The following is a 20,959-nucleotide window of genomic DNA, read 5'->3' on the forward strand; positions in this document are numbered from 1 at the left end:
TTATATCCCCCAAGTCTAAAATCAAAGTTTTTTATCAATTACGCTGTTATTCATACAGCTTGCAGCGGTTTCTATTCTTATCAGTGCTGCACCTAGCCTATTAAAGAGCAAAATAAAAATGACCGCTTCGCCCTTAATAAAATAAAAAGGACGAAACGGTCATTGTTCCGCGGTACCACCTTAATTGATATACATAGATATCCACTTGGCGCCTATAACGCAGGCGAACGCCTAAACTTTCATTTAAGACTCAGGGATAGGTTCGATATATTCTATACGAGGAATCTTTCAGCCGGTGAATTCCACTCTCTTTCGCAAGAAGACATATGTACTATTTCCCTTCAACGATTTTCGGTTTAATTTTTTTATATTATGCGATATAGTTCGATTTGGTGTCAAGAGGTAATTTCAAAATAAATAGAGTGACAAATTACTTGTATGAGATTATTACCCTACTGAATGAAAATACAAATCGGTATAAGACTAACTCATATACATAAATATAAAACCTTAATCTATAGTGTATATATTTACAGAATGTCGAATATAATTGATTTTTATTTTTTAGTGTTGCAAAAAGGAGTATATTCTCTTAGAATGTTTCTTTATATTGCATGGAGATGTTATTGTTATTTTAAGATAACAATTTCAAAATGATATAATTTATTATAAAAGGAGCAAGATTGAGTTATTATGGATAAACAAATTGGATTCATCGGATGCGGAAATATGGGATTGGCTATCATTGGCGGGATGCTAAACAAAAAGATAGTGTCTGCAAATCATGTTATTTGTTCGGATTTAAACACTACAAATTTAAAACATGCTAACGAAAAATATGGACTTACTACAACTACTGACAACAATGAAGTAGCTAAAAATGCTGATATTTTAATTTTATCAATTAAACCAGACCTATACGCATCGATCATTAATGAAATTAAAGAAGAGGTAAAAACCAACGTTATTATCGTAACGATCGCTGCTGGAAAAAGCATCAAAAGCACAGAGGAATCTTTTGATAAGAATTTAAAAGTTGTACGAGTAATGCCTAATACTCCTGCTCTTGTTGGAGAAGGAATGTCAGCATTATGCCCTAATGAAATGGTGACAGAAAAAGATTTAGAAGCTGTGCTAAACATTTTCAATAGCTTTGGCCAAACAGAGATCGTAAGTGAAAAATTAATGGATGTTGTTACATCAGTAAGTGGTTCTTCACCAGCATACGTATATATGCTTATAGAGGCGATGGCAGATGCAGCTGTACTTGATGGTATGCCAAGAAATCAAGCATATAAATTTGCAGCTCAAGCTGTGTTAGGTTCTGCCAAAATGGTATTAGAAACAGGAATACATCCAGGTGAATTGAAAGATATGGTTTGTTCTCCTGGTGGAACAACGATAGAAGCTGTAGCAACATTAGAGGAAAAAGGCTTACGCACAGCCATCATTTCAGCTATGCAGCGCTGTACACAAAAGTCTATTGAACTGTCTGGTCAAACAAAAAAATAAAACGATAAAAGAGATCTTGTTTACTATGAATTTAATTAGAAAATGGCGGATTACATACTTTCTCGCTTTCACTAAATGATAAACGGACAAACTCAAGTATATATGAGTTTGTCCGTTCTTTTGATTATACCGAGATAATTTTATTTATATCTTCTTTTGATATTTTAGTTTTAACTCTTCTCTATTCCCTACTATGATTGTGTAATTTTATTAGAAACAAGTAATTTTTCAATGCATTTCGGTAACATATCTAATAGCGTTTCAAATGCATAATTTACATCTAGACGTTCTGTCCATTGATGGGCATCTTTCCCTACCGGCCCCATATTTAATACTGGAACGTCAAACTCTTCTAGTTCCTGAAGCGGAATCGAGTAACCTTTATCCCATAATGGCATATTGTCTACAAGTGAACTCATTGAATCTAGAGGATTTTGTAAGCCCACATAGCTCAAATCTGAAATTCCTCCAAAATAATTTTGGTTTTCAAATGTAATGTTATGATTGTAGTGTGCATACTTTTCCATTTCTGCAACTACTTCTTTAATTAACGGGTTGTTGCGTGAACTTACAGCTGGATAATACGGCGGAGCAAAGAAAAGTACAATCATTGGCGCCTTTTCTTTACATAAAATAGCTAGTTTATCTACTAAATCAATTGTTACCGCACGATCATCTTTATCTTCTCTATTTTTTATTATACTAGATTGAATATCATCTATTTTCTCTTGCCCATGTTGTTCAATTGCATAAGCGATAAGCTCTTCATATGTTAATACATTTACTTTCAGATTAGGCGGTATAAACGGATTATATTTAGAAAAACGATATGCTTGCTTTTCATATGATTCTTCTATTTTCTCTGCTACTTTCGTTACTTTTTGACGTAACAATGAAACGACATCTGTCATTGATTTTTCTAATAAAAACAAATTAAATAATGTAACGGCACGATGCGGAATTTGTACAGAATAATCTTCCTTTAAGTCCCTTTGAAGTAAGTTAGTTGGCGGAGGACTCGCTTCCCCTTCTACAATATCACAAAGATCTGTATTCAACTCTAATTCTGCTGTTATTAATGAGGCCATATAACTCCCATTTAAGCCCGCAAAAGGTTCACCTACATGTGTCTCTTTTCCGTAACAAAGAAACCCAGGTAACACTTTACCAATAGAACCAGTGTAAATATACTTATTTTGGTCACCAGGATGTCGTGAAAACATAGGTTCTGAATTTAGCACTGTTTTATAATTTAAACCGTGTTCTTTTGCTAATTCTAATAATCTTGGAACAGCAGCCCTCATCCCCACCGAGTTTACTTCTTCATCTGGAACCGCCAATAAAAGAACATTTCCATCAAATCTTCCTTCACAGGCTTGCTCAATCATTGCCATTTGTAACGTGAGGCCGCATTTCATGTCCATTGTTCCTCTACCAAATAGCCAATCTCCCTCTTCTATATCTTCACGTACATGCTCTGGTAGTTCATCTTTATGAGAATAAAACATAGACGTTAACTTTTTAGGATTGAATGCCTCTTCTTTCCACACTCCGTAATCTTGTACATCTACAACATCAAAGTGACTAACTAAAATTACTGTATTTTTTGTACTATCGCTTTTCTTTACGAGGGCTGTAACAAAATATCGTCCGTCCCCCGTCGGATTTTTTTGTAAATGATGCGGGTTTTCTATGAAGTACTGTAAATCAGATAATTGTTCCACCACAAAGTCTGGCAATATTACTTCAGCTTCTGTACCTGTAATACTAGGAATTTCAACAAGACTGCTTAATAATTGAATTAATTGTTCTTTTGATTGCCACTTTGACATATAAATCCTCCTATTTTTTCCGCATTATGAAAATGAATTCCAGTATATGAATAAAAAATGACGACAGTTATCAAAATTATAGTTCTGATGTACTGCCGATTTTTATTGATATTTCATGAGCTGCTTGTTTTACCTTACTAATAAGAAAAGATAGTCGATCATCATTAATGCGATGACTAATTAACCCAACACTTAATGCTCCTACTACTTTATGATTAAATCCGATAATAGGTGCAGCTACTGAAGCTGTCCCTTCTGTTTTTTCACCATAACTTACAGCATATCCTTCATTTCTTATTTGCTTGATTTGCTCTAAAAGAATGCGCTTTTGTTCTGGTAAAGAAGAAAGTAACTGTTCTACAATATGTTCCATTTCATTCGTTTTCATATTGGCAAGCATCGTTTTATTTGCAGCACCAATTGAAAGTGGAATCTGTTCTCCTAGATTATCGATAACTCGAATTTTTAAAGGACTATCAATCCTTTCAATGATAATAGAATGCGTACCATTTTGAATGTTTAAATACACACTTTCTTCTACTTCAGCAGCCAAACGCTTCATCACTTCTCTTGCTACAGATCTGTAGTCTACTTTCTCCAATTGTCGTAATCCTATTTCCATCCACATTGGCCCAATTTTGTACTGCTTCGTTTCTGAAATTTGCGTAACTAACCCATGCTCTATTAGAGAATTAAGTAATCTATGTACTGTACTAACTGGGAGATGTGTCCTGTCCGCTATATCAGAAATAGCCCAATACTCTTTTTCATTAGTAGAATTTAACAACTTTATTATACTTATCGCTCGATCAATGGACTGTACCATAACTCACCTCAACTTGACTTGTAATATGCTAGTACGCTCAATTACCTATCAATTTAACAAAAATTTAAAATGAAATCAATCTATTTATTCAATTTTCTAAAAATAAAAATATGTCACTAAAAATAAATTGAAAGCGTGAACAAAAAAATATTGACTTTTCTTTTTAATTATCTGAAAATTATAACAAGATTTCACATCACGGAATACATTCCACAATACGGAAAAACATCAAACTTTATTCTATCAACTACGAAAGTGAGGAAAACAATGTCGCAAGTAAGCAATACAAACAATGAATTAAAACGTACGATGAAAAGTAGACACTTATTCATGATTGCACTCGGTGGTGTGATTGGAACGGGGTTATTTAACGGATCTGGCTTTATTATAAGTCAAGCTGGACCTGGTGGATCCGTACTTGCCTTTATGGCTGGTGGATTATTAATGTATTTCGTTATGCTTTGTCTTGGTGAACTTGCTGTAGCCATGCCTGTTTCAGGTTCATTCCAAGAATATGCCACTAAGTTCATTAATCCTGCAACTGGATTTACGATTGGATGGTTATATTGGTTAAGCTGGGCAAATACGACCGGTCTTGAATTTACAACGGCCGGCATTACAATGCAGCGCTGGTTTCCTGATATTCCCGTCTGGGTTTGGTGTTTAATATTTGGCGTTACAATCTTCACTATTAACGCATTATCTGCTCGTAGTTATGCAGAAACAGAATTTTGGTTTTCAAGTATAAAAGTATCTGCCATTATAGCTTTTATTATCCTTGGCGGCGCCGCTATGTTCGGTTTTATTGATTTAAAAGGCGACGAACCAGCACCATTATTATCAAATTTCGTAAATCATGGCGGTTTATTCCCAAATGGACTTGCAGCTATTCTATTAACAATGGTTACAGTTAATTATTCCTTCCAAGGTACAGAACTTGTTGGAATCGCAGCAGGTGAAAGTGAAGATCCAGCAAAAACTTTACCTCGTTCTATTAGAAATATTATATGGCGCACGATGTTTTTCTTCGTCTTAGCAATCTTTGTTCTCGTTGCTTTAATTCCTTGGGAAGAAGCAGGATTAACAAAAAGCCCATTCGTTGCTGTTTTTGATAATATCGGTATTCCATATGCAGCGGATATTATGAACTTTGTTATTCTTACTGCTGTTCTTTCTGTCGCAAACTCTGGACTGTACGCTGCAACTCGTATGCTTTGGTCATTATCTAAAAATGAAATGGCTCCAGCCTTTTTAAAGAAATTGTCATCGCGCGGAATACCTTTAAACGCTTTAATTATGACGATCGCTATTTCTGCTTTTTCCCTTTTGACGAGCGTTGTAGCTGCTGAAACGGTTTACTTATGGTTAATTTCCATTTCTGGCGTCATAACAATCATCGTTTGGATGTCAATTTGTGTCTCTCAATTCTTTTTCCGTAAACATTATTTAGCCGAAGGTGGAAAATTACAAGACTTGAAATTCAAAACTCCACTTTATCCTCTCGTACCAATTCTTGGTTTTGGATTGTATGGCATTATATTAATTAGTCTTATCTTTATCCCTGAACAACGACTTGGAATCTATTGCACTGTACCATTTATCATCTTTTGCTACACGTACTATCACTTTAAAGTTAAGAAAAGAATTTCTACTAACAGTCAAAATGAAACTAAAATTAGCGAAACTATGTAATACTATACTTATATATAAAAGACCGCACGTAGCTTTCACGTTATGTGCGGTCTTTTCTCCTTTTCACTTTTTCTTTCGTTCCTTCATTTCCCTTTACTTTTGGAAGACAAGACTGTATTCCTATATACTTTTTCTATGATTTCAAGTTGTGCGAAGGATGATATTTATATCGTTTCAACAATCAATGCTACTAGCAATTTTGATTTCTTACTGTTTAAAAGTTAATAATTTCCCTTACTATTACTGTTTTGATATATTGACTATATAATGCCAAAAAATTTTAAAATAGACAGGGGTTATGTAAGATGATAAAAGGTTTCGGGGGAATATTTTGGAGAACTAAAAATATTGATGTTATAAAAAAATGGTACAGCGAAGTGTTGAAAATTGAAATAGAAGATTGGAATGGGACTGTGATTAAACCGCAATTAGGAAATGAAACTATTTTTTCTTTCTTTACCGAAAATGATAATTATTTTCCAATAGAACAGCAAGTGATGTTAAATTTTGAAGTACATAATTTAAATGAGACTATGCAGCATCTCGAACATATTGGTGTAACTCTTGAAAAGAAAGAAGAAATTAGTGAGTTCGGAAAGTTTATTTGGATTAAAGATCCTGAAGGGCGCCTAATTGAGCTTTGGGAGAAATAATGGGTTGTAATCCTTTGCTATTAAGCTAACGCTTGCTTTCATTCAACAAAATAAATAAAAAAGTCGATTTCTTAACTCAACAGGAAATCGACTTTTTTTATCCCATCGCGATAAAATAAAACTACTCCCCTTAATTAGATTGTTTCCAGACAAAAGATACGTAGAATAGTTTTTCTGGCTGCTTATTTAACCCTTTTAATTCGCTTTAAAATTATATAATGGCTTAATAATATGCTTTATATCTATTGTTTCTTTCGTATTTTCTATAATTTCTTCCATTGGCTTATATACCATTGGTGCCTCATCAATTGTGCTCTCTACTACCGATGTAGTCCACACCTCTGTCATCGTATTTTGGAAGTCCTCTAGACTCAATAATTCTTTAGCCTTCTTACGACTCATGATACGTCCTGCCCCGTGTGGACCAGAAAAGTTCCAGTCTGGATTACCTTTACCAAATGCAATAATTGAACCATCTCTCATGTTAATTGGAATAATTACTCGTTCATCTTTCTGAGCTGAAATAGCACCTTTTCGTAGAATCATATTTTCTATGTCAATATAGTTATGTATTGTAGTAAATTGATCCGTTATTTTCCAGTCCATTTTCATAACAATTTCATCAATCATTGCTTTACGATTTAACGCAGCGTACTTTTGAGCAATATTCATGTCATTCATATAATCTTTGAATCCTTGCCCTTCTAAATAAGCTAGTTCTTTACGAATCTTAGGTTTCTGAATTCCACGTAAAGTTTCTTGTATTTCTTTTGCTCTCCCCTCTTCAGTTAATCTCTTAATAATCTCAGCTTTCATTGATGTAACATCAATGAGTTGTTCATATGCGAAGTTTTGGTAATACTCTGCAATTTGCTTACCTAAATTACGAGAACCACTATGAATGACAATATATACATTTCCTTTTTCATCTTCATTTAATTCGACAAAATGATTTCCTCCCCCAAGAGTACCTATACTTTTTTGAGCGCGTTGTAATGTAAATGGAGCTCTCACACCATCAAAATCAATCATTTTTGAGAATCGATGTTCTTTATCTCGGATACCAAAACCACTTGGAACGAATTTACGAATTGTTTCGTCTAAACAATCGAAATTAATTTCTTCTTTTTTCTTATCAATCACAACAACTTCCATCCCACACCCAATATCTACCCCTACAAGATTAGGAACAATTTTATCTTGTATTGTCATTGTTGTCCCAATCGTACAACCTGCTCCTGCATGTGTATCTGGCATAATACGAATTTGACTATCCTTTACGAATTCTTGGTTACAAAGATCAATAATCTGCCCAGTCGCAGTCTCATCAACGTTATTCGTAAATACTTTCGCTTCATTGTATTTTCCTTGTAATTTCAACATCTTTCATTTCCCCTTCCTTTTGAAAGAATTATTTTATTACTTTGGTTCTGTTCTTATAATTACTCTCATCCACCTTCTGCTTTCCATTATATATGTACGATATCCTTCACAATAATAAAAAATTATGATGGTTCACTTTGTTTACATAATATATTTACCGTCTTCTTATATTTATACCTACACATGAGCTTTCCCCCTCCTCAATATTGTTCATATATTCTTAAAACAAAAACTCCCCTTACATCGAAAATGATTAAGAGGAGTTTTATAGCCAATGAAATTATAGTTCAGATTTCACCCGAACAGAAACATTGTTTTTAATTATTTTTTTGAATTCTTTAAAGCTAACAAAATTGTTACTTTTCTCATCCCAAAGTCGGAAACGGAGTGATCGTAAGCTTGTAGCAAGTGTAATCGTTGGTACATTTTTTAATGGAAGCGTATTATTGTGTGCCTCTTCTAGTTTATAGTTAGGTACTCTTGGGCTTAAATGATGAACATGATGGAATCCAATATTACCAGTTAGGAATTGCAAGATTTTTGGAAGTTTATAAAATGAACTTCCTTCCACTGCCGCTTTCACATATTCCCAATCTTTATCCTCTTCAAAATAAGAATCCTCGAATGTGTGCTGTACGTAAAACAGCCAAATCCCTACTGAACCTGCTATTAAGAATATAGTACCGTGTACTAACAGAAACGATTGCCACCCAATTGCCCAGCAAAGTATAGCTACTAAGGCAACGATTATAATATTCGTCAAATAAGTATTCATACGTTCTTTCTGTCTAGCACCTTTTCGGTTAAATCTATTTTTAAGCAAGAAAACATAAATCGGACCTAACCCAAACATAACGAATGGATTGCGATATAAGCGATATGCTAAACGAAGTCTAAATGGCGCAGCAACATATTCATCTACTGTAAGCGTCCAAATATCTCCTGTACCTCGCTTATCTAAATTACCACTTGTAGCATGATGAATAGAATGCTCATGCCCCCATTGATCAAACGGGAATAATGTTAAAACACCCATACATGTCCCTACTATTCTATTGGCAGGTCGACTTTTAAAGAATGAATAATGGGTACAATCATGAAAAATTATGAAAATTCGTGTCATAAATCCAGCTGCTAACAGAGATGGAACTAATGTTAACCAATAAGAAACGGACAAACTTTTATAAGCAAGGTACCATAAAATAATGAATGGCACAATTGTGTTAATAAGTTGCCACACACTTTTTTTAATCGTTGATTTTTCATACGGAGCAACTTGTTTTTTTAAATTTTTAGTATTTTCTAATGTCATTTTTCTAATTCCTTTCCTTTATGTTGCTAATTCACATTATAGCATACTATTAGTATCAGGTGTTAAAAGTAGATGTAATAAATATTATATATTATAAAAATTTCTTTTTTCTTACTCATTACTTACAAATTACTTACGGCCAAAAAAGCTTCTATACTCGGACTGATGGAGCATTTCATTTATAAAAGATATATCTCTTTTTTCCAATAAATATATAAAAAAGCAGAGAGCTTTTTCACAAGAAGAAAAGAGCTGCCACAAGTCAGTTTTCACCGACTTATGGCAGCTCCTCTTCATTTTATTTTAGCGATGGATCCAAACTGCACCTGCAGATTTGTCTTCCGATTGACCTACTACTTCAAACTTCAATCCTAGTTTCGGCAACTTACGTCCAGCATCTGGAATTACGTTATTGATGTACTGCTTAGAGTCATCAAATTTTGCAACGCCTGGTAATCCTTTATAGTCAAAGATACCGCGAGTCGGTGAATTTACTTTCCATGCTGGTGTTTGATCAAATGAGAATGCCGCATCGGCAATTTGATAACGTGTACTACTCTTCACAGTTGGTTGTCCGTTTAATGTTCCTACAATTGCCTCTGGATGAGAATCTACTACCCCAAGGAAACCTTCACCTGGATGAACGCCTACCCAGTTATCTGTAAAGCTTTGATCCGCATACCATACAACCATTCCTGTATTAAATACTGGACCACGTGCATGTTGTAATGCCGTGTCAGAACCCGCGTAATTTCGCCATTCAATATAGTAGTTATGTTTTTTCTGTTCAAATCCATTTGACACAGTAAATCCTTTTAGCGTCATTGCAGACTGGTCTTCTGCGTCATCAGAGAAAACAACTTTTCCGTCTACAGTTAATGCTGCATTGTCTAACGCAAATCCTTTATAAGCTACCGCAATATCTGTTACATACTCAAACTGTAGTTTTACTTTCTTTCCTTTGAATTGACTTAAATCGTATGATTTATCAACCCACTTACCATCCGTTGTATCTATACCGGCTTTTACATCTTTTTCACCCATTCTATCAATTCGCGTCTTCGTTCCATCTTCTGCAACCGCATTTACGTCAAGGAAATCATACTTCGCTTCCAGTTCATAAAATGCCTTATAATCAAACTTAGCATCCGTTGCAGTCGTTAAGTCAAATACCGGTGTCTCAAGTGTTGTATGAATGTCATTTCCTTTTGTGCTGTAATAAAACTTCTTACCAAATGCCGATTCGATATTTTTAATATCTTTGTCTGGCAAGTTAACACGAACGATTCCTGGTCGTTTTGATTTTGTAACACTTTGATCTATATATGTTGCAGCACCAATTCCCGTACGAAGTTTGTCATAATCTACTTCAAGGATATTCGCCCAGTTCCCCTTCATATTCTTTTGGAAAAACTCTTTATTTTGCGGTGAGAAACTTGTTGGCTCTGTTCCTGCAATTTTTCCAGCCCAGCTACCGCCACTCATAAGAGACCATGATTCAACTGGTTCACCTTGTCCTGAATACTTTGTATCATATTCATCTGGTAAGCCTAAATCATGACCATACTCATGTGCAAACACACCAACTGCTCCGTCTTCAGGCTCAATTGTATAATCATATGCAGCCATTTTTCCGCCCCAGTTTGATACAGTAGATTTTGTACCATCAATTGCATATGGCTTCGATCCTAGTTTTGAGCGATGAGACCAAATTGCATCATCTTTCAATTTACCGCCGCCAGCTTCTTGACCCACGCCCGCATGTACAACCATTAAGTGGTCAATAATTCCATCTGGCTCGTTTTTATTTCCATCACCATCTTGATCGTATTGATCAAATTGGTCATAGTCTGCTAAATTGATACCTTTTGCTACCGCTGCTTTTAATGCTTCTTTCACAAAATCACGTGGCCCTAAAGGACCTTTATTATCATGACCAGTTCCCGCATCCGCACCATAATCTGAAGCTTTTCCTGGAACAGTAAGCCATTCCGTCACAGTTCCATCAACTGTGTAGCTTCCGCCAGATTGTTCTTCATAATATTGTTTAAATGTATTAATCTTCGAACCATCAAATAACGTAAATGGCTCATCACCAAATAACATTTTTTGATAATGTTCACGATTAAAGTCCTTAGAATACATGTAACCCGGCTCTTGATCAATATTATTATGCTTAAAATCGCTAAATTCTACGAGTAAAACAAGTACTTTATCTTTTCGGACAGCTCCATTGTACTCAGCTTGCTTCGCTGATGTAGTAGGTACTTTTCCATTTAATTTTCTAGAATTGAACCCTGCATCTTGTCCAGCAACTGGTCCTACTTCTGGCTGCTGCGCCTGTTCATTCTCCTTCATTTTTGCATCTTTTACTTTTTTCATAAAATCTGAAGCTTCTTGCGTAAGGTTATCTTCTGTCAAGATTTCTTTTCCAGGGTTTTCTCCTTTCTTTTTCTCAACATAATTTTCGACAGCCTTTGATGTCTCAGCTTGTGATGCAGATTGATCAATTACTCCCCGTTGTTTCAGCGCTTCTGCCAAACGCTCATCAGGTATTAAATGCTCATCAATTGGTAGAGATGGTGGCGTATCAGCATACGCTGCATGACTAAAAGCAAACGTACTACTTAGCACTGCCGCTGTTGCTAAAACTGATAATGGTTTTAACTTCTTATTCTTTTTCAATGCTCTTCCTCCCCAGTAGTTGCAAATTATCGTTTTTTGCCGATAGGAACATAATATTCGTTATAATACGAATATTCAATATTTTTAAAAAGCTAAAATGTTGAGAAATATTTTTTGAAGGGTGAAAAACATAAAATAGGTACCTTTACAGAAAGTCCATTCTAGAAATTATGATTCTCTTTCCTTTTTTTTGATTGAAATCTCACCTACACAAAAAAAGCCAATCCCTAAGTATTAGCTAAGGAATTGGCTTTTTCTAACGAGAATACTTTATAAATATCCAGACTGCTTCTTCTGGTACATAGAACTTACCATCGCTTTCTACAACAACACTTCCTAATTCATAATCTTTATTCTTCATACGAATTATATTTTTATTTACAAATAATTGAGCCTTTACGTTATTACGTTTTACTACGAGCACCGGGTTTGCTGCATCAGTTTTGTCTATCGTTACAGTTGCACCGTTTTGTTTAAAGATTGATTGACTCTCTACAAATAATTTATTTGTTACTTCTTCTAAGTTAAAGCCCATTGCTTTCGCCATCGTCTTCGCGACGTCTGTGTTTTGAATCAAACCGTATGGCTTTTTAGGACCGTAAGAATACAAAAACACATCCTCACCTGTATGACCACCTGTTGTAAAGCCTATGTTCGCACGGTTAGCCAATATTGTAGTGAAAATTGGACCTACATCTATTTTCTTTTTAGCCACTTTTACGCTTTCTTTTTCATCATAAGTTAAATTGTCCAACCCGTATAATTTAGCTACATCTTCTACATTTGATAAATCAGATTTCAGTTTATTTGTAGTCCCTTCAAGTGTCATTTTCGATTTTTTCAATGGATCAATGTATGCAGAGGCCGGCGTAGTATTATAACCTTTTGTCGTATTCGTATTTCCGATAGAAATACCACTGTTACCATGATCAGTTAAAGCTATTAACATCGTATTACCATCTTTTTTTGCAAATTGTAATGCTTTTGCTACCGCTTCATCAAATGCTAATACATCGCTAATTATCCCAATTGGATCATTCACATGAGCTGCCCAGTCTGGTTTACTTCCTTCCACAAATAAAAAGAAACCATCTTTATCTTTTGATAGTGTTTGAATTGCTTTTTCCGTCATTTGAGAAAGTGTCGGTTGCTCCGGATTTGTTGCTTCACGATCCATATCAAATGCTAAAGCATTATGTGAAAAAGAGCCCCAAATTTTCTTAGATGTAGAGTTCAATAATTCATTTTTCGTTTCAACAAAGTCGTATCCTTTGTTTTGAATCACCTTTACTAAATCTTCACCATCTTTTCTTTTTAAAGGTAGTAGTGCCGCTTTTCCCCCGCCTAATACGACATCTATATGTTGATACACTTGTTGCTCCGCAATTACGTCAAAATGCTTGCGGTTTACATGGTGAGCGGAGAATCCAGCAGGAGTAGCATGCTGAATTTCAGCTGTAGCAACAATTCCAGTTGCGCGGCCAGTACGTTTGGCGCCTTCTAAAACATTGGCAACTGGCCGTAACTTGTCCTCTTCTTTTATTGATTTTAAGCCAGGTGAACTTACAATTGAAGGTAATACACCTACATATCCAGAATTCGATTTATTCCCCGTCGCTAGTGCTGTAGCTGCTGGGGCTGAGTCAGTTATAGCTGATTCCGCCGAATATGTACGAACTCCTCCTGTTACCATTTCATCTAATGCAAGTGGTTTTTCTTTATACAAGCGAGCTAACGTAGTTGCTGAAGAACTCGTTCCGTCCATAACCATTATGATTACATTTTTCGGTTGACGTTCTACTTTTTTCACTTTAGCTTCCACTGTATGATAATTCACCAAACTTTCAGTACAGAACATACTTATTGTGATTGTTCCTAATAACAACAATCTCTTCATCTTTAAAGCTAATTCCGACATTATTGCGCCTCCATTTATTTCACATTCATTTACATACAAAGGTCTGATTTTCCTTTACTTTTCACAACCTACATATGTTTTATTAGTTCCCAATTCTTATAAAGCTAACAATCGTAACTTTCTCATTCATTACATGTCGTTATAGTTCATCTATCTTAATAAAGAAGATTTTTCATTATTAACTTGTTTAACAATAAATCCCCAACTGAAATAAATAAAAATTTATTGTTAAACAATAAATTTCATGGTAAATTAATAAGATATTAAATAAATGAGGTGCTTTTTATGAAACAAGGATCAACACTCTTCCTAAAGACAGCTGTGATTCTAATGGGTATCCCTGTTCTTGCTATGTGCATTTTTTTAGTCCCTAAAATAGGAAATTTCGCTGCAGAACTATATCCTGATATTGCATATATTAAATATCTTGTATTTATCAACTTATACGCAACAGCAATACCTTATTATTTTGCGTTGTATCAAACATTTAAGCTTTTAAACTATATTGATAAGAACAACGCATTCTCAGAGTTATCTGTTAAAGCTTTAAAAAATATTAAGTACAGTGCACTAGCAATTAGTGTATTATATGTATTAGGTTTGCCACTTTTCTATCTTGTGGCAGAGAGAGATGACGCCCCTGGCATTATTATTATTGGAATGATTATGATTTTTGCTTCAATAGTAATCGCGGTCTTTGCTGCCGTTCTCCAAAGACTATTAAAAGATGCGATAGATATAAAATCAGAAAATGATTTAACGGTCTGAGGTGAATAATATGGCAATTATTATTAATATTGATGTAATGTTAGCGAAAAGAAAAATGAGCGTAACTGAACTTTCAGAGAAGGTTGGAATTACAATGGCTAACCTTTCTATTTTGAAAAACGGAAAAGCAAAAGCAGTTCGTTTTTCAACTTTAGAAGCCATTTGCAAAGCATTAGAATGCCAACCTGGGGATATTCTAGAATATCAACCGGAAGATACCGAATGAAAAGAGTCCTTCATACGAGAAGGACTCTTTTTATTGCATATTACGGCGCAAAACTAATTTGACCAGTAAACAATAGGATAATTGCAATGATCCAAAATATAAAAAATGATGAGGACAGTATGAATGAAAGAATAGCAATACCCTTCTTCTCTGTTTTTTTCGTCATCGTAATGATAGAAAGTATGATTCCTGCAACTGTAAGGGCAACTGTAATATAATCTCCCACTATATTACCGGCATTTGCTATCCTTGTCGGCGTTATAAAAACGAATAGAAAACATAAAATGCCGATGAGTAAAGATATGTAGCTTATTATACTGTACTTCTTTTTAAGAACTATTTCAGTTTTCATGCTAACCCACCCCTTCTCTATAGCTATGATTTTATATTAGCACGATTAACCATAATTTGGTTATAAAAAACAGATGCAGCGGATATTTCCACTGCATCTATTTTTATTTAATAAATAAACCTGCTATTTCTTCTTTGTCATTATAAGTTATAATATATGTCCGTTGTTCTTTACTATATTTTGCTACAAGAATAACAATATATAAACCATCTTTTTCTTCAATCGATTTTTTCTCAATTTTTTCGAACGTACCAGCTTTCTCTATTACAGGTGTAAGATCTTTCATTTTTTCTTCTGGTAATCCAGCTTTCATTTTACTATCAAATTTTTCATGCACTTCTTTATACTTTGCCTCATTTAATAATGATACAATCTCTTCCGCCTTTGGAATAAATTTTTTAGACGTACTTTCATCTACTTTATTACCGGTACATGCTGCGAGCGCGAACGCCGTAATGGCACTTATCATAATAAGTAACATTCTTCTCATTTTAATACACCCTTTCTTTTTAAAATGAAACTATAACTAAAAACGAGTAAAGCACAAATTGCTATTGAAACTTCTGACATAATGATTCCGCTTTTCCCTTGTACATATAGTGATATAATGACAGCTAATGCATTTGCAGTCCCATGGATGAGAATTGCATATACAACATAACGAAATTTCTTTTGGACGACAGCTTGCAATACAATGAAGGAAAGCCCAATATGCAATATCATCGCAAACATGCGCTCAATACCTCCGAAATAATAACTGTCACCATTTTGAATGACTGTTTGTGACAATAATAGGGATATTACCGGGATGCCAACTATTAACACTGCCTCAATACCACCATGCCCTGCTCCAAATAAAAAACCAGACTGCCAATCTCGTTGCTTCATAACATAACGCATTGCGATAAAACGAGCTATTTCTTCAAATATTCCAGCTGATAAACTAAGCAAAAGTACAAATAGGACAGGCTGCATAACAGAAAACATTTGAAAATCAGTGCTAGTTCCATTTACATAATTCAGTATTGGTATGCGAATCAATATTTGTGATACAACAAAAGCCAATACACCTAACATATATGGAATAGAGCGTTTCTTCCAAACAGCATATAAAAGTGCTACAAGCGGTAAACCAAAGCTAATCATTGTTGTAAAAATAAGACCATTCATCTCGCTTCACCTCTTACTTAAAGTGTATATAAACGAGTGAAGGAAGTATGTAGTTCTTTCCTATTCGGTTTCATTTCCATCATATATGGTCATTTCATCTCTTTTAATAGGAATGTTTGCGTGAAATAAGGACTTACATAAGTTGTTTCTAACGTCGCGTTATTTGTTTTATTCATAATCCGTTTTAATGAGAATAGCCCGTATCCTCTCGCTCCTTCTTTACTTGAATGGTTTTTCTCATAAATTTTTTGCAAATCAATCGCTTCACTCTTTGAACTATTACGCACAATAAAATATTGTCGTGAATCCATTTTAAAGAATGCGATTTGCAATATCTTTTCCTCACTGTGTACTGCTTCTTCAATTGCATTGTCTACTAAAACTGAAATGATGCGAATAAATGAAATAATTTTCATTGAAACACTTTCAATGTTCTCTGGTATATCGAGCATTACTTTTATTTGTTGCTGCTGGGCAGTGCCAACTTTCGCCCTTAATACACTTCTCACTTCAGAAATATGTATGCGAGATAATTTCGCAATATCAAGTTCATGATCATTTATTGTTTTTAATGTAGGAGCTATCACGTCATAATACACTTGCTCAATTTCTTTCACATTTTTTGTACGTATACCCTCCTCTAACGATAGTAATACATTCATATAATCATGACGAAAACTAGCAAGTTCATCGTGCATATCCTCTAATTTCTCTACATAATCTAATAACTCTTTATCTAAACGTTTCTCGTGTTCTTCTTGTAACTTTTCTTTCGATAAGTGTGAGCTTATTAACACAATGATTAGTAATAATAAAAATATAATAATCGCTGAAATATAACTTACTTCACTGTATTGTTGATTTAATTGTGCTAATAGCGCAGAAGATGGCTGAGTTAAGATTAGTTCAATAATAAATCCGGCAATTAATAATATATAAGTTACATAGTATAGCGGACTATCTACTATATATTGAGCAATTTTTTGGATTCTGTTGCGAGCTACAAAAATACTGATAAAAGTAAGTGTCGATACGGTAAGGTGAATCAAGCTACCTGTCCATAAATATAAATTGAATGGCGTTAACATAAAGATTTTCATTCCTAAATCAAATAGCAACATTTTCACTAACGTTATTATCACCATACTCACTAGTGCAAAATATACATTATGCTTAAATTTCAATTCATTTTGCATTAATCCTAGACTTATTAGAAACAACACTATGGTACTATTCAATTCTGGATATCTCGTTACTGTTACAACAATTGCAAGTAAAATAATGAATACTGCACTTAAAGCTATTAACATTCTATATGACAATCTATTGTACTGGATTAATTGAATGTATAAAAACGTATGGCTCATACTAGTAAGCAGTATTGCAAATAGATCATATATATACATTACATCTCACCCTTTAATATGTTACGTACTTTACTCACTAAACGACGTGATACTGGAATACGTTTCCCGCTTTTTAAAACTATCATTTTTTGCTTCGCATCGTAAAAAGACAATTGCTTCGTATTCACGATATATGATTGATGACAGCGAAATAAACGTTCATCTACAAATTCAATTTGTTTTAAAGTCCCGTAAAAATAAACAATTCGATCTAACGTCACTAGCGCTAAACGGTGTGGTTCATCGGTCATAACATATTCAACTTCATGAAACGGAACCCGCACAGTCGCATTATTATTTTCCACGATAAAGTCATCGGACGGAATAAGATGCTTATTACGTGCTTCATATTGGAGTAAACATTGTTCAAAAACGTTACGTCTCTCCTCGTATGGCAACCCTTTATCAATAAAAGTTAAAGCTGATACCATGTATTGATATGAAATAGGCGCAAATTCAGAATGCGTCGTTACAAACACAATAATCCCTTGCGTATCATACTTTCGTATTTCTTGCGCCACTTGTAAACCTTTACGCTCTTCCCTTTTAATCTCTATATCTAAAAAATAGATTGGGACATACTTCGCCTTAGGAATGTTAGTAATGATGTTTTCACTTTTACTAGTCACCTCTATAAAATCAAAAGGCAACATATATTTCTCGCAAATCTCTTCAACTAGCCGCTTCATTTGCTGCGCTTGTATGACATCATCTTCTAAAATAAAAATACTCATGTGATCACTCGCTTTATTGAAATCTTTTCATCTATAGATTTATCTATAACTATATAATTCAAATTGTTATACTAATCTCCTTCCCAAGAATTAAAATAATTACATTGCTATTACATAGAGAAACCTCAACTATTCAAGCACAAAGTTGAGGTTTTCTTCAAATCATTCTATAACTAAATCCGCCCGATCCTTCGGCAATTCCGTTTCTAAGTAATAATCCTCTGCTCTCCAATACCTATTCTCAAATTTTGAAATGTTTTTCTGTGTTTCCTTACTCTCGCGCAGGAATCTTGTCTCTCTTGTACAATCCAAATACACCATATAATGAAAAAAATCTCTCCATTCTTTTCGCTGTAGAAAAACACCTTCAATTACAATTACACCTACTATGGGGATCTGTACTTTTTTCATTTCGCATGAATCTGTCACATCATTATAGAACGGTAAATTCAGTTTTGTTTCAGTTTGTAACTTTTGAAAAAACTTCTGCTGAAGCCACTCAATATCCCATTGTAAATAATAATACTCATGCCATTCTTTAAATCCTGTGTCATAGCGTTTATTACGCTCTACTATGTGATCATCAATATGGAAAATATGAAACGGAACGCTTTCTTGTTTCATATTTTCTTTTAAGTTTGTTACAAATGTTGTTTTTCCTGATCGACTTAAACCATCTATACCTAGAATGAACCTATTTTCTTTATGTTTCTTCATTATATTTATAAGCTCATTTGTACTCATTAATTCTTCCACTCTTCTTTTAATAAAGAATATAAAATCGTATCATGAGCAACTTCATTTTGAATCATATGTTTTCGAAGTAATCCTTCTTCTTGAAACCCTGCTTTACTTAATAATTTTTGAGAAGCTTTATTCTCTACATATACAACAGCAGCAATTCTTATCAGTTGCAACGTTTCAAACCCGTAATCTAAAATCGCCTGTAACGCTTCCGTTGCATATCCTTGTCCCCAATATGTATCGTCTAATTCATAACCGATTTCAGCCCGCTTATGATGCTTGTTTATTAAATGAAATCCACACGTTCCGATTAATTGGCCTGTCCCTTTTTTCTCTATTCCCCAGCGAAATACACTTCCCTCTTCATAGCGATTTTTAAACGTTTGAATCGTCGTTTTCGCTTGCTCAATATTTTCGAAAGAATCCATTCCAAAATAACGTATAACAGATTTTTTTGAAAAATAACGGAACATCGTTTCTGCATCTAACAGTGTTAGTTCTCTTAATTGTAAACGTTCTGTTTCTAGTTTCGGAAACCCCATCTCTTTTTCTCCTTCTATTCTAATGAACTGCAAATTTCAATATAATTCCCATCTGGATCGGCAATATATGCAATTGTTTGTCCCCACGGTTTCACAATTGGTTCAACTAAAACCTTAATTCCTTGCTCTCTAAATTGCTCAATCGATTCTTGTACATGATCAACAACGAATCCCAATTCAAAATGAGAAGATTGTAACTCGCCTTCTGTAAGTGGTAGTCCTGTTAATTCTTTCACATCTTGCCTCGTATTCATCGCTAAAATTGTAGAACCAGTATTAAACTCAATATATGTACCATGCTCTGCTTTTATAGGTAACTGTAAAATATCTTTATAAAACCTTACACATTCTTCAAACTTTTCTACATATAAAATAATGTACTTCATTTTTAAATTCATTTTACATCCCCCTTTATATCCATCCCTAAAATTTCGACAAAAGTCTCATAAAAACCTTGTTTCCTATAGTAATGAGCACAAAAAAATGAGGCCGATTTCTCGGCCCCCCAGCTTATTGGCATAAAACAGGAGATTTGGTTTGGACATAACCAGTTCGTACCCTTATTATATTTTATTTTTTCTGAATTTTAAATACTTTAAATACCCATTTATATTGAGAAAGTTTTTTTGCTTGCATAAAATCATATCATGTAAGAAATGCTACAAATGGAGGTGTATACATATGGAACCAATGCTATGTCCAAGTTGTAAAACGAACCGTACTCGCTTTAATATTCTTGAACAACAAGTAAAACCAGTCAAGTTACATCCACAAACTGGTCAAGTAGAAGAAGAATACACAAATGAAAATATGAATGCTTTTCATATGACCTATCAAGGGCCAACATACAGAGTCCAATGCGCTGTATGCGGACTCGTTGAAAACCCGGAACAATTTATTAAACCTGCGCAAAATCAGTCTTTTTCTTAAACATTTTTATTACCCCCTACCGATTTTTTGTAGGGGATTTTTCGATTTAATATGTCAATCAAAAAATGTTTTTCTTCCTTATTATAAGTTACACCCCACACCTTTTTAGCCATCTTTTATTTTTTGCTTTTTAATATAAATCGTTTTTTCTTCATTTATTATTTCGGGGTTGTGTGTTGGTAACTGTAATTTTTACACCTTCATATAGATTTTTATTATGTAAAAAAGAATTAGTAAAAATAAAATTATATAAAAATAAAAGAAGCTAATTTCA

20 protein-coding genes and 1 other annotated feature are annotated in these 20,959 nt (G+C 34.1%); of the genes, 6 read left to right on the top strand and 14 right to left on the bottom strand.

Features of this window, described 5'->3' with window-relative positions; translation table 11 throughout:
* Window positions 1-143: 143 nt before the first annotated feature.
* Window positions 144-354: a binding site (T-box leader), on the bottom strand.
* Between the two features lie 339 nt (window positions 355-693).
* A complete protein-coding gene (gene proC, locus FS742_RS06960; protein WP_144611742.1) occupies window positions 694-1,512 on the top strand; it encodes a pyrroline-5-carboxylate reductase in 819 nt (272 codons plus the stop codon).
* A gap of 191 nt (window positions 1,513-1,703) precedes the next feature.
* Here proC and FS742_RS06965 read toward each other — a convergent pair whose 3' ends face one another.
* On the bottom strand, window positions 1,704-3,344 hold the full coding sequence (locus FS742_RS06965; RefSeq protein WP_144611743.1) for a M20/M25/M40 family metallo-hydrolase: 1,641 nt from the start codon (window positions 3,342-3,344) through the stop codon (window positions 1,704-1,706).
* A 76-nt stretch (window positions 3,345-3,420) separates the two neighbouring features.
* Window positions 3,421-4,170: an IclR family transcriptional regulator gene (locus FS742_RS06970; protein WP_144611744.1), complete on the bottom strand. Its 750-nt coding sequence runs from the start codon at window positions 4,168-4,170 to the stop codon at window positions 3,421-3,423.
* A 267-nt stretch (window positions 4,171-4,437) separates the two neighbouring features.
* Here FS742_RS06970 and FS742_RS06980 point away from each other — a divergent pair, with 267 nt between their 5' ends.
* Both FS742_RS06980 and FS742_RS06985 read left to right on the top strand, forming a co-directional pair.
* Window positions 4,438-5,862: an amino acid permease gene (locus FS742_RS06980; protein WP_144611745.1), complete on the top strand. Its 1,425-nt coding sequence runs from the start codon at window positions 4,438-4,440 to the stop codon at window positions 5,860-5,862.
* A 305-nt stretch (window positions 5,863-6,167) separates the two neighbouring features.
* Window positions 6,168-6,515 carry a VOC family protein gene (locus tag FS742_RS06985; protein ID WP_144611746.1) on the top strand — a complete coding sequence of 116 codons (348 nt, stop codon included), beginning with the start codon at window positions 6,168-6,170 and terminating at the stop codon, window positions 6,513-6,515.
* A 195-nt stretch (window positions 6,516-6,710) separates the two neighbouring features.
* On the opposite strand, the gene FS742_RS06990 is transcribed toward FS742_RS06985, so the two are convergent.
* The 4 genes from FS742_RS06990 to FS742_RS07005 form a co-directional block, all read right to left on the bottom strand.
* Window positions 6,711-7,898, bottom strand: a complete 1,188-nt coding sequence (locus tag FS742_RS06990; protein ID WP_144611747.1) for an RtcB family protein — start codon at window positions 7,896-7,898, stop codon at window positions 6,711-6,713.
* Window positions 7,899-8,178: 280 nt separating this feature from the next.
* A complete protein-coding gene (gene desA / locus FS742_RS06995; protein WP_144611748.1) occupies window positions 8,179-9,210 on the bottom strand; it encodes a Delta(5) desaturase DesA in 1,032 nt (343 codons plus the stop codon).
* Window positions 9,211-9,513: 303 nt separating this feature from the next.
* On the bottom strand, window positions 9,514-11,895 hold the full coding sequence (locus FS742_RS07000) for an immune inhibitor A domain-containing protein (protein ID WP_144611749.1): 2,382 nt from the start codon (window positions 11,893-11,895) through the stop codon (window positions 9,514-9,516).
* A gap of 256 nt (window positions 11,896-12,151) precedes the next feature.
* The gene (locus FS742_RS07005) at window positions 12,152-13,813 is read right to left on the bottom strand and encodes an alkaline phosphatase (RefSeq protein ID WP_144611750.1); all 1,662 of its coding nucleotides are present in this window, start codon (window positions 13,811-13,813) and stop codon (window positions 12,152-12,154) included.
* Between the two features lie 285 nt (window positions 13,814-14,098).
* Here FS742_RS07005 and FS742_RS07010 point away from each other — a divergent pair, with 285 nt between their 5' ends.
* Window positions 14,099-14,581: a DUF2975 domain-containing protein gene (locus FS742_RS07010; RefSeq protein WP_144611751.1), complete on the top strand. Its 483-nt coding sequence runs from the start codon at window positions 14,099-14,101 to the stop codon at window positions 14,579-14,581.
* A 10-nt stretch (window positions 14,582-14,591) separates the two neighbouring features.
* The gene (locus tag FS742_RS07015) at window positions 14,592-14,807 is read left to right on the top strand and encodes a helix-turn-helix domain-containing protein (RefSeq protein ID WP_000974619.1); all 216 of its coding nucleotides are present in this window, start codon (window positions 14,592-14,594) and stop codon (window positions 14,805-14,807) included.
* Between the two features lie 40 nt (window positions 14,808-14,847).
* On the opposite strand, the gene FS742_RS07020 is transcribed toward FS742_RS07015, so the two are convergent.
* The 8 genes from FS742_RS07020 to FS742_RS07055 all read right to left on the bottom strand — a co-directional run bounded on the left by FS742_RS07020 (window position 14,848) and on the right by FS742_RS07055 (window position 20,153).
* Window positions 14,848-15,159, bottom strand: coding sequence for a hypothetical protein (locus FS742_RS07020; protein WP_144611752.1), 312 nt, complete (start codon window positions 15,157-15,159; stop codon window positions 14,848-14,850).
* A 103-nt stretch (window positions 15,160-15,262) separates the two neighbouring features.
* A complete protein-coding gene (locus FS742_RS07025; protein WP_144611753.1) occupies window positions 15,263-15,649 on the bottom strand; it encodes a DUF3887 domain-containing protein in 387 nt (128 codons plus the stop codon).
* A complete protein-coding gene (locus FS742_RS07030) occupies window positions 15,646-16,329 on the bottom strand; it encodes a YhfC family glutamic-type intramembrane protease (RefSeq protein ID WP_144611754.1) in 684 nt (227 codons plus the stop codon). Before FS742_RS07030 ends, FS742_RS07025 begins: the two co-directional genes overlap by 4 nt.
* Before the next feature lie 89 nt (window positions 16,330-16,418).
* Window positions 16,419-17,735, bottom strand: a complete 1,317-nt coding sequence (locus tag FS742_RS07035) for a GHKL domain-containing protein (protein ID WP_144611755.1) — start codon at window positions 17,733-17,735, stop codon at window positions 16,419-16,421.
* Window positions 17,735-18,469, bottom strand: coding sequence for a LytR/AlgR family response regulator transcription factor (locus FS742_RS07040; RefSeq protein ID WP_144611756.1), 735 nt, complete (start codon window positions 18,467-18,469; stop codon window positions 17,735-17,737). The genes FS742_RS07035 and FS742_RS07040 overlap by 1 nt, the downstream gene beginning before the upstream one ends.
* A gap of 162 nt (window positions 18,470-18,631) precedes the next feature.
* Window positions 18,632-19,213, bottom strand: a complete 582-nt coding sequence (locus FS742_RS07045; protein WP_144611757.1) for a kinase — start codon at window positions 19,211-19,213, stop codon at window positions 18,632-18,634.
* The gene (locus FS742_RS07050) at window positions 19,213-19,755 is read right to left on the bottom strand and encodes a GNAT family N-acetyltransferase (protein WP_144611758.1); all 543 of its coding nucleotides are present in this window, start codon (window positions 19,753-19,755) and stop codon (window positions 19,213-19,215) included. The genes FS742_RS07045 and FS742_RS07050 overlap by 1 nt, the downstream gene beginning before the upstream one ends.
* Before the next feature lie 14 nt (window positions 19,756-19,769).
* Window positions 19,770-20,153, bottom strand: coding sequence for a VOC family protein (locus FS742_RS07055; RefSeq protein WP_144611759.1), 384 nt, complete (start codon window positions 20,151-20,153; stop codon window positions 19,770-19,772).
* A 283-nt stretch (window positions 20,154-20,436) separates the two neighbouring features.
* Here FS742_RS07055 and FS742_RS07060 point away from each other — a divergent pair, with 283 nt between their 5' ends.
* Complete coding sequence (locus FS742_RS07060) at window positions 20,437-20,685, top strand: DNA alkylation repair protein (RefSeq protein WP_144611760.1); 249 nt, start codon at window positions 20,437-20,439, stop codon at window positions 20,683-20,685.
* Window positions 20,686-20,959 lie beyond the last annotated feature (274 nt).

Source organism: Bacillus cereus (assembly GCF_007678085.1).
GTDB lineage: Bacteria > Bacillota > Bacilli > Bacillales > Bacillaceae_G > Bacillus_A > Bacillus_A cereus_BE.

What these genes read in the sequence shown, in the direction of transcription:
- FS742_RS07015 (WP_000974619.1), top strand. Translation starts at nt 14,592, where the DNA reads ATGGCAATTATTATTAATATTGATGTAATGTTAGCGAAAAGAAAAATG.
- FS742_RS07050 (WP_144611758.1), bottom strand. Translation starts at nt 19,755, where the DNA reads ATGGGGTTTCCGAAACTAGAAACAGAACGTTTACAATTAAGAGAACTA.
- FS742_RS07020 (WP_144611752.1), bottom strand. Translation starts at nt 15,159, where the DNA reads ATGAAAACTGAAATAGTTCTTAAAAAGAAGTACAGTATAATAAGCTAC.
- FS742_RS06970 (WP_144611744.1), bottom strand. Translation starts at nt 4,170, where the DNA reads ATGGTACAGTCCATTGATCGAGCGATAAGTATAATAAAGTTGTTAAAT.
- FS742_RS07060 (WP_144611760.1), top strand. Translation starts at nt 20,437, where the DNA reads ATGGAACCAATGCTATGTCCAAGTTGTAAAACGAACCGTACTCGCTTT.
- FS742_RS06965 (WP_144611743.1), bottom strand. Translation starts at nt 3,344, where the DNA reads ATGTCAAAGTGGCAATCAAAAGAACAATTAATTCAATTATTAAGCAGT.
- FS742_RS07025 (WP_144611753.1), bottom strand. Translation starts at nt 15,649, where the DNA reads ATGAGAAGAATGTTACTTATTATGATAAGTGCCATTACGGCGTTCGCG.
- FS742_RS07030 (WP_144611754.1), bottom strand. Translation starts at nt 16,329, where the DNA reads ATGAATGGTCTTATTTTTACAACAATGATTAGCTTTGGTTTACCGCTT.
- FS742_RS06990 (WP_144611747.1), bottom strand. Translation starts at nt 7,898, where the DNA reads ATGTTGAAATTACAAGGAAAATACAATGAAGCGAAAGTATTTACGAAT.
- FS742_RS07045 (WP_144611757.1), bottom strand. Translation starts at nt 19,213, where the DNA reads ATGAGTACAAATGAGCTTATAAATATAATGAAGAAACATAAAGAAAAT.
- FS742_RS07035 (WP_144611755.1), bottom strand. Translation starts at nt 17,735, where the DNA reads ATGTATATATATGATCTATTTGCAATACTGCTTACTAGTATGAGCCAT.
- FS742_RS07010 (WP_144611751.1), top strand. Translation starts at nt 14,099, where the DNA reads ATGAAACAAGGATCAACACTCTTCCTAAAGACAGCTGTGATTCTAATG.
- FS742_RS06980 (WP_144611745.1), top strand. Translation starts at nt 4,438, where the DNA reads ATGTCGCAAGTAAGCAATACAAACAATGAATTAAAACGTACGATGAAA.
- desA (WP_144611748.1), bottom strand. Translation starts at nt 9,210, where the DNA reads ATGACATTAGAAAATACTAAAAATTTAAAAAAACAAGTTGCTCCGTAT.
- proC (WP_144611742.1), top strand. Translation starts at nt 694, where the DNA reads ATGGATAAACAAATTGGATTCATCGGATGCGGAAATATGGGATTGGCT.
- FS742_RS07040 (WP_144611756.1), bottom strand. Translation starts at nt 18,469, where the DNA reads ATGAGTATTTTTATTTTAGAAGATGATGTCATACAAGCGCAGCAAATG.
- FS742_RS07005 (WP_144611750.1), bottom strand. Translation starts at nt 13,813, where the DNA reads ATGTCGGAATTAGCTTTAAAGATGAAGAGATTGTTGTTATTAGGAACA.
- FS742_RS07055 (WP_144611759.1), bottom strand. Translation starts at nt 20,153, where the DNA reads ATGAATTTAAAAATGAAGTACATTATTTTATATGTAGAAAAGTTTGAA.
- FS742_RS06985 (WP_144611746.1), top strand. Translation starts at nt 6,168, where the DNA reads ATGATAAAAGGTTTCGGGGGAATATTTTGGAGAACTAAAAATATTGAT.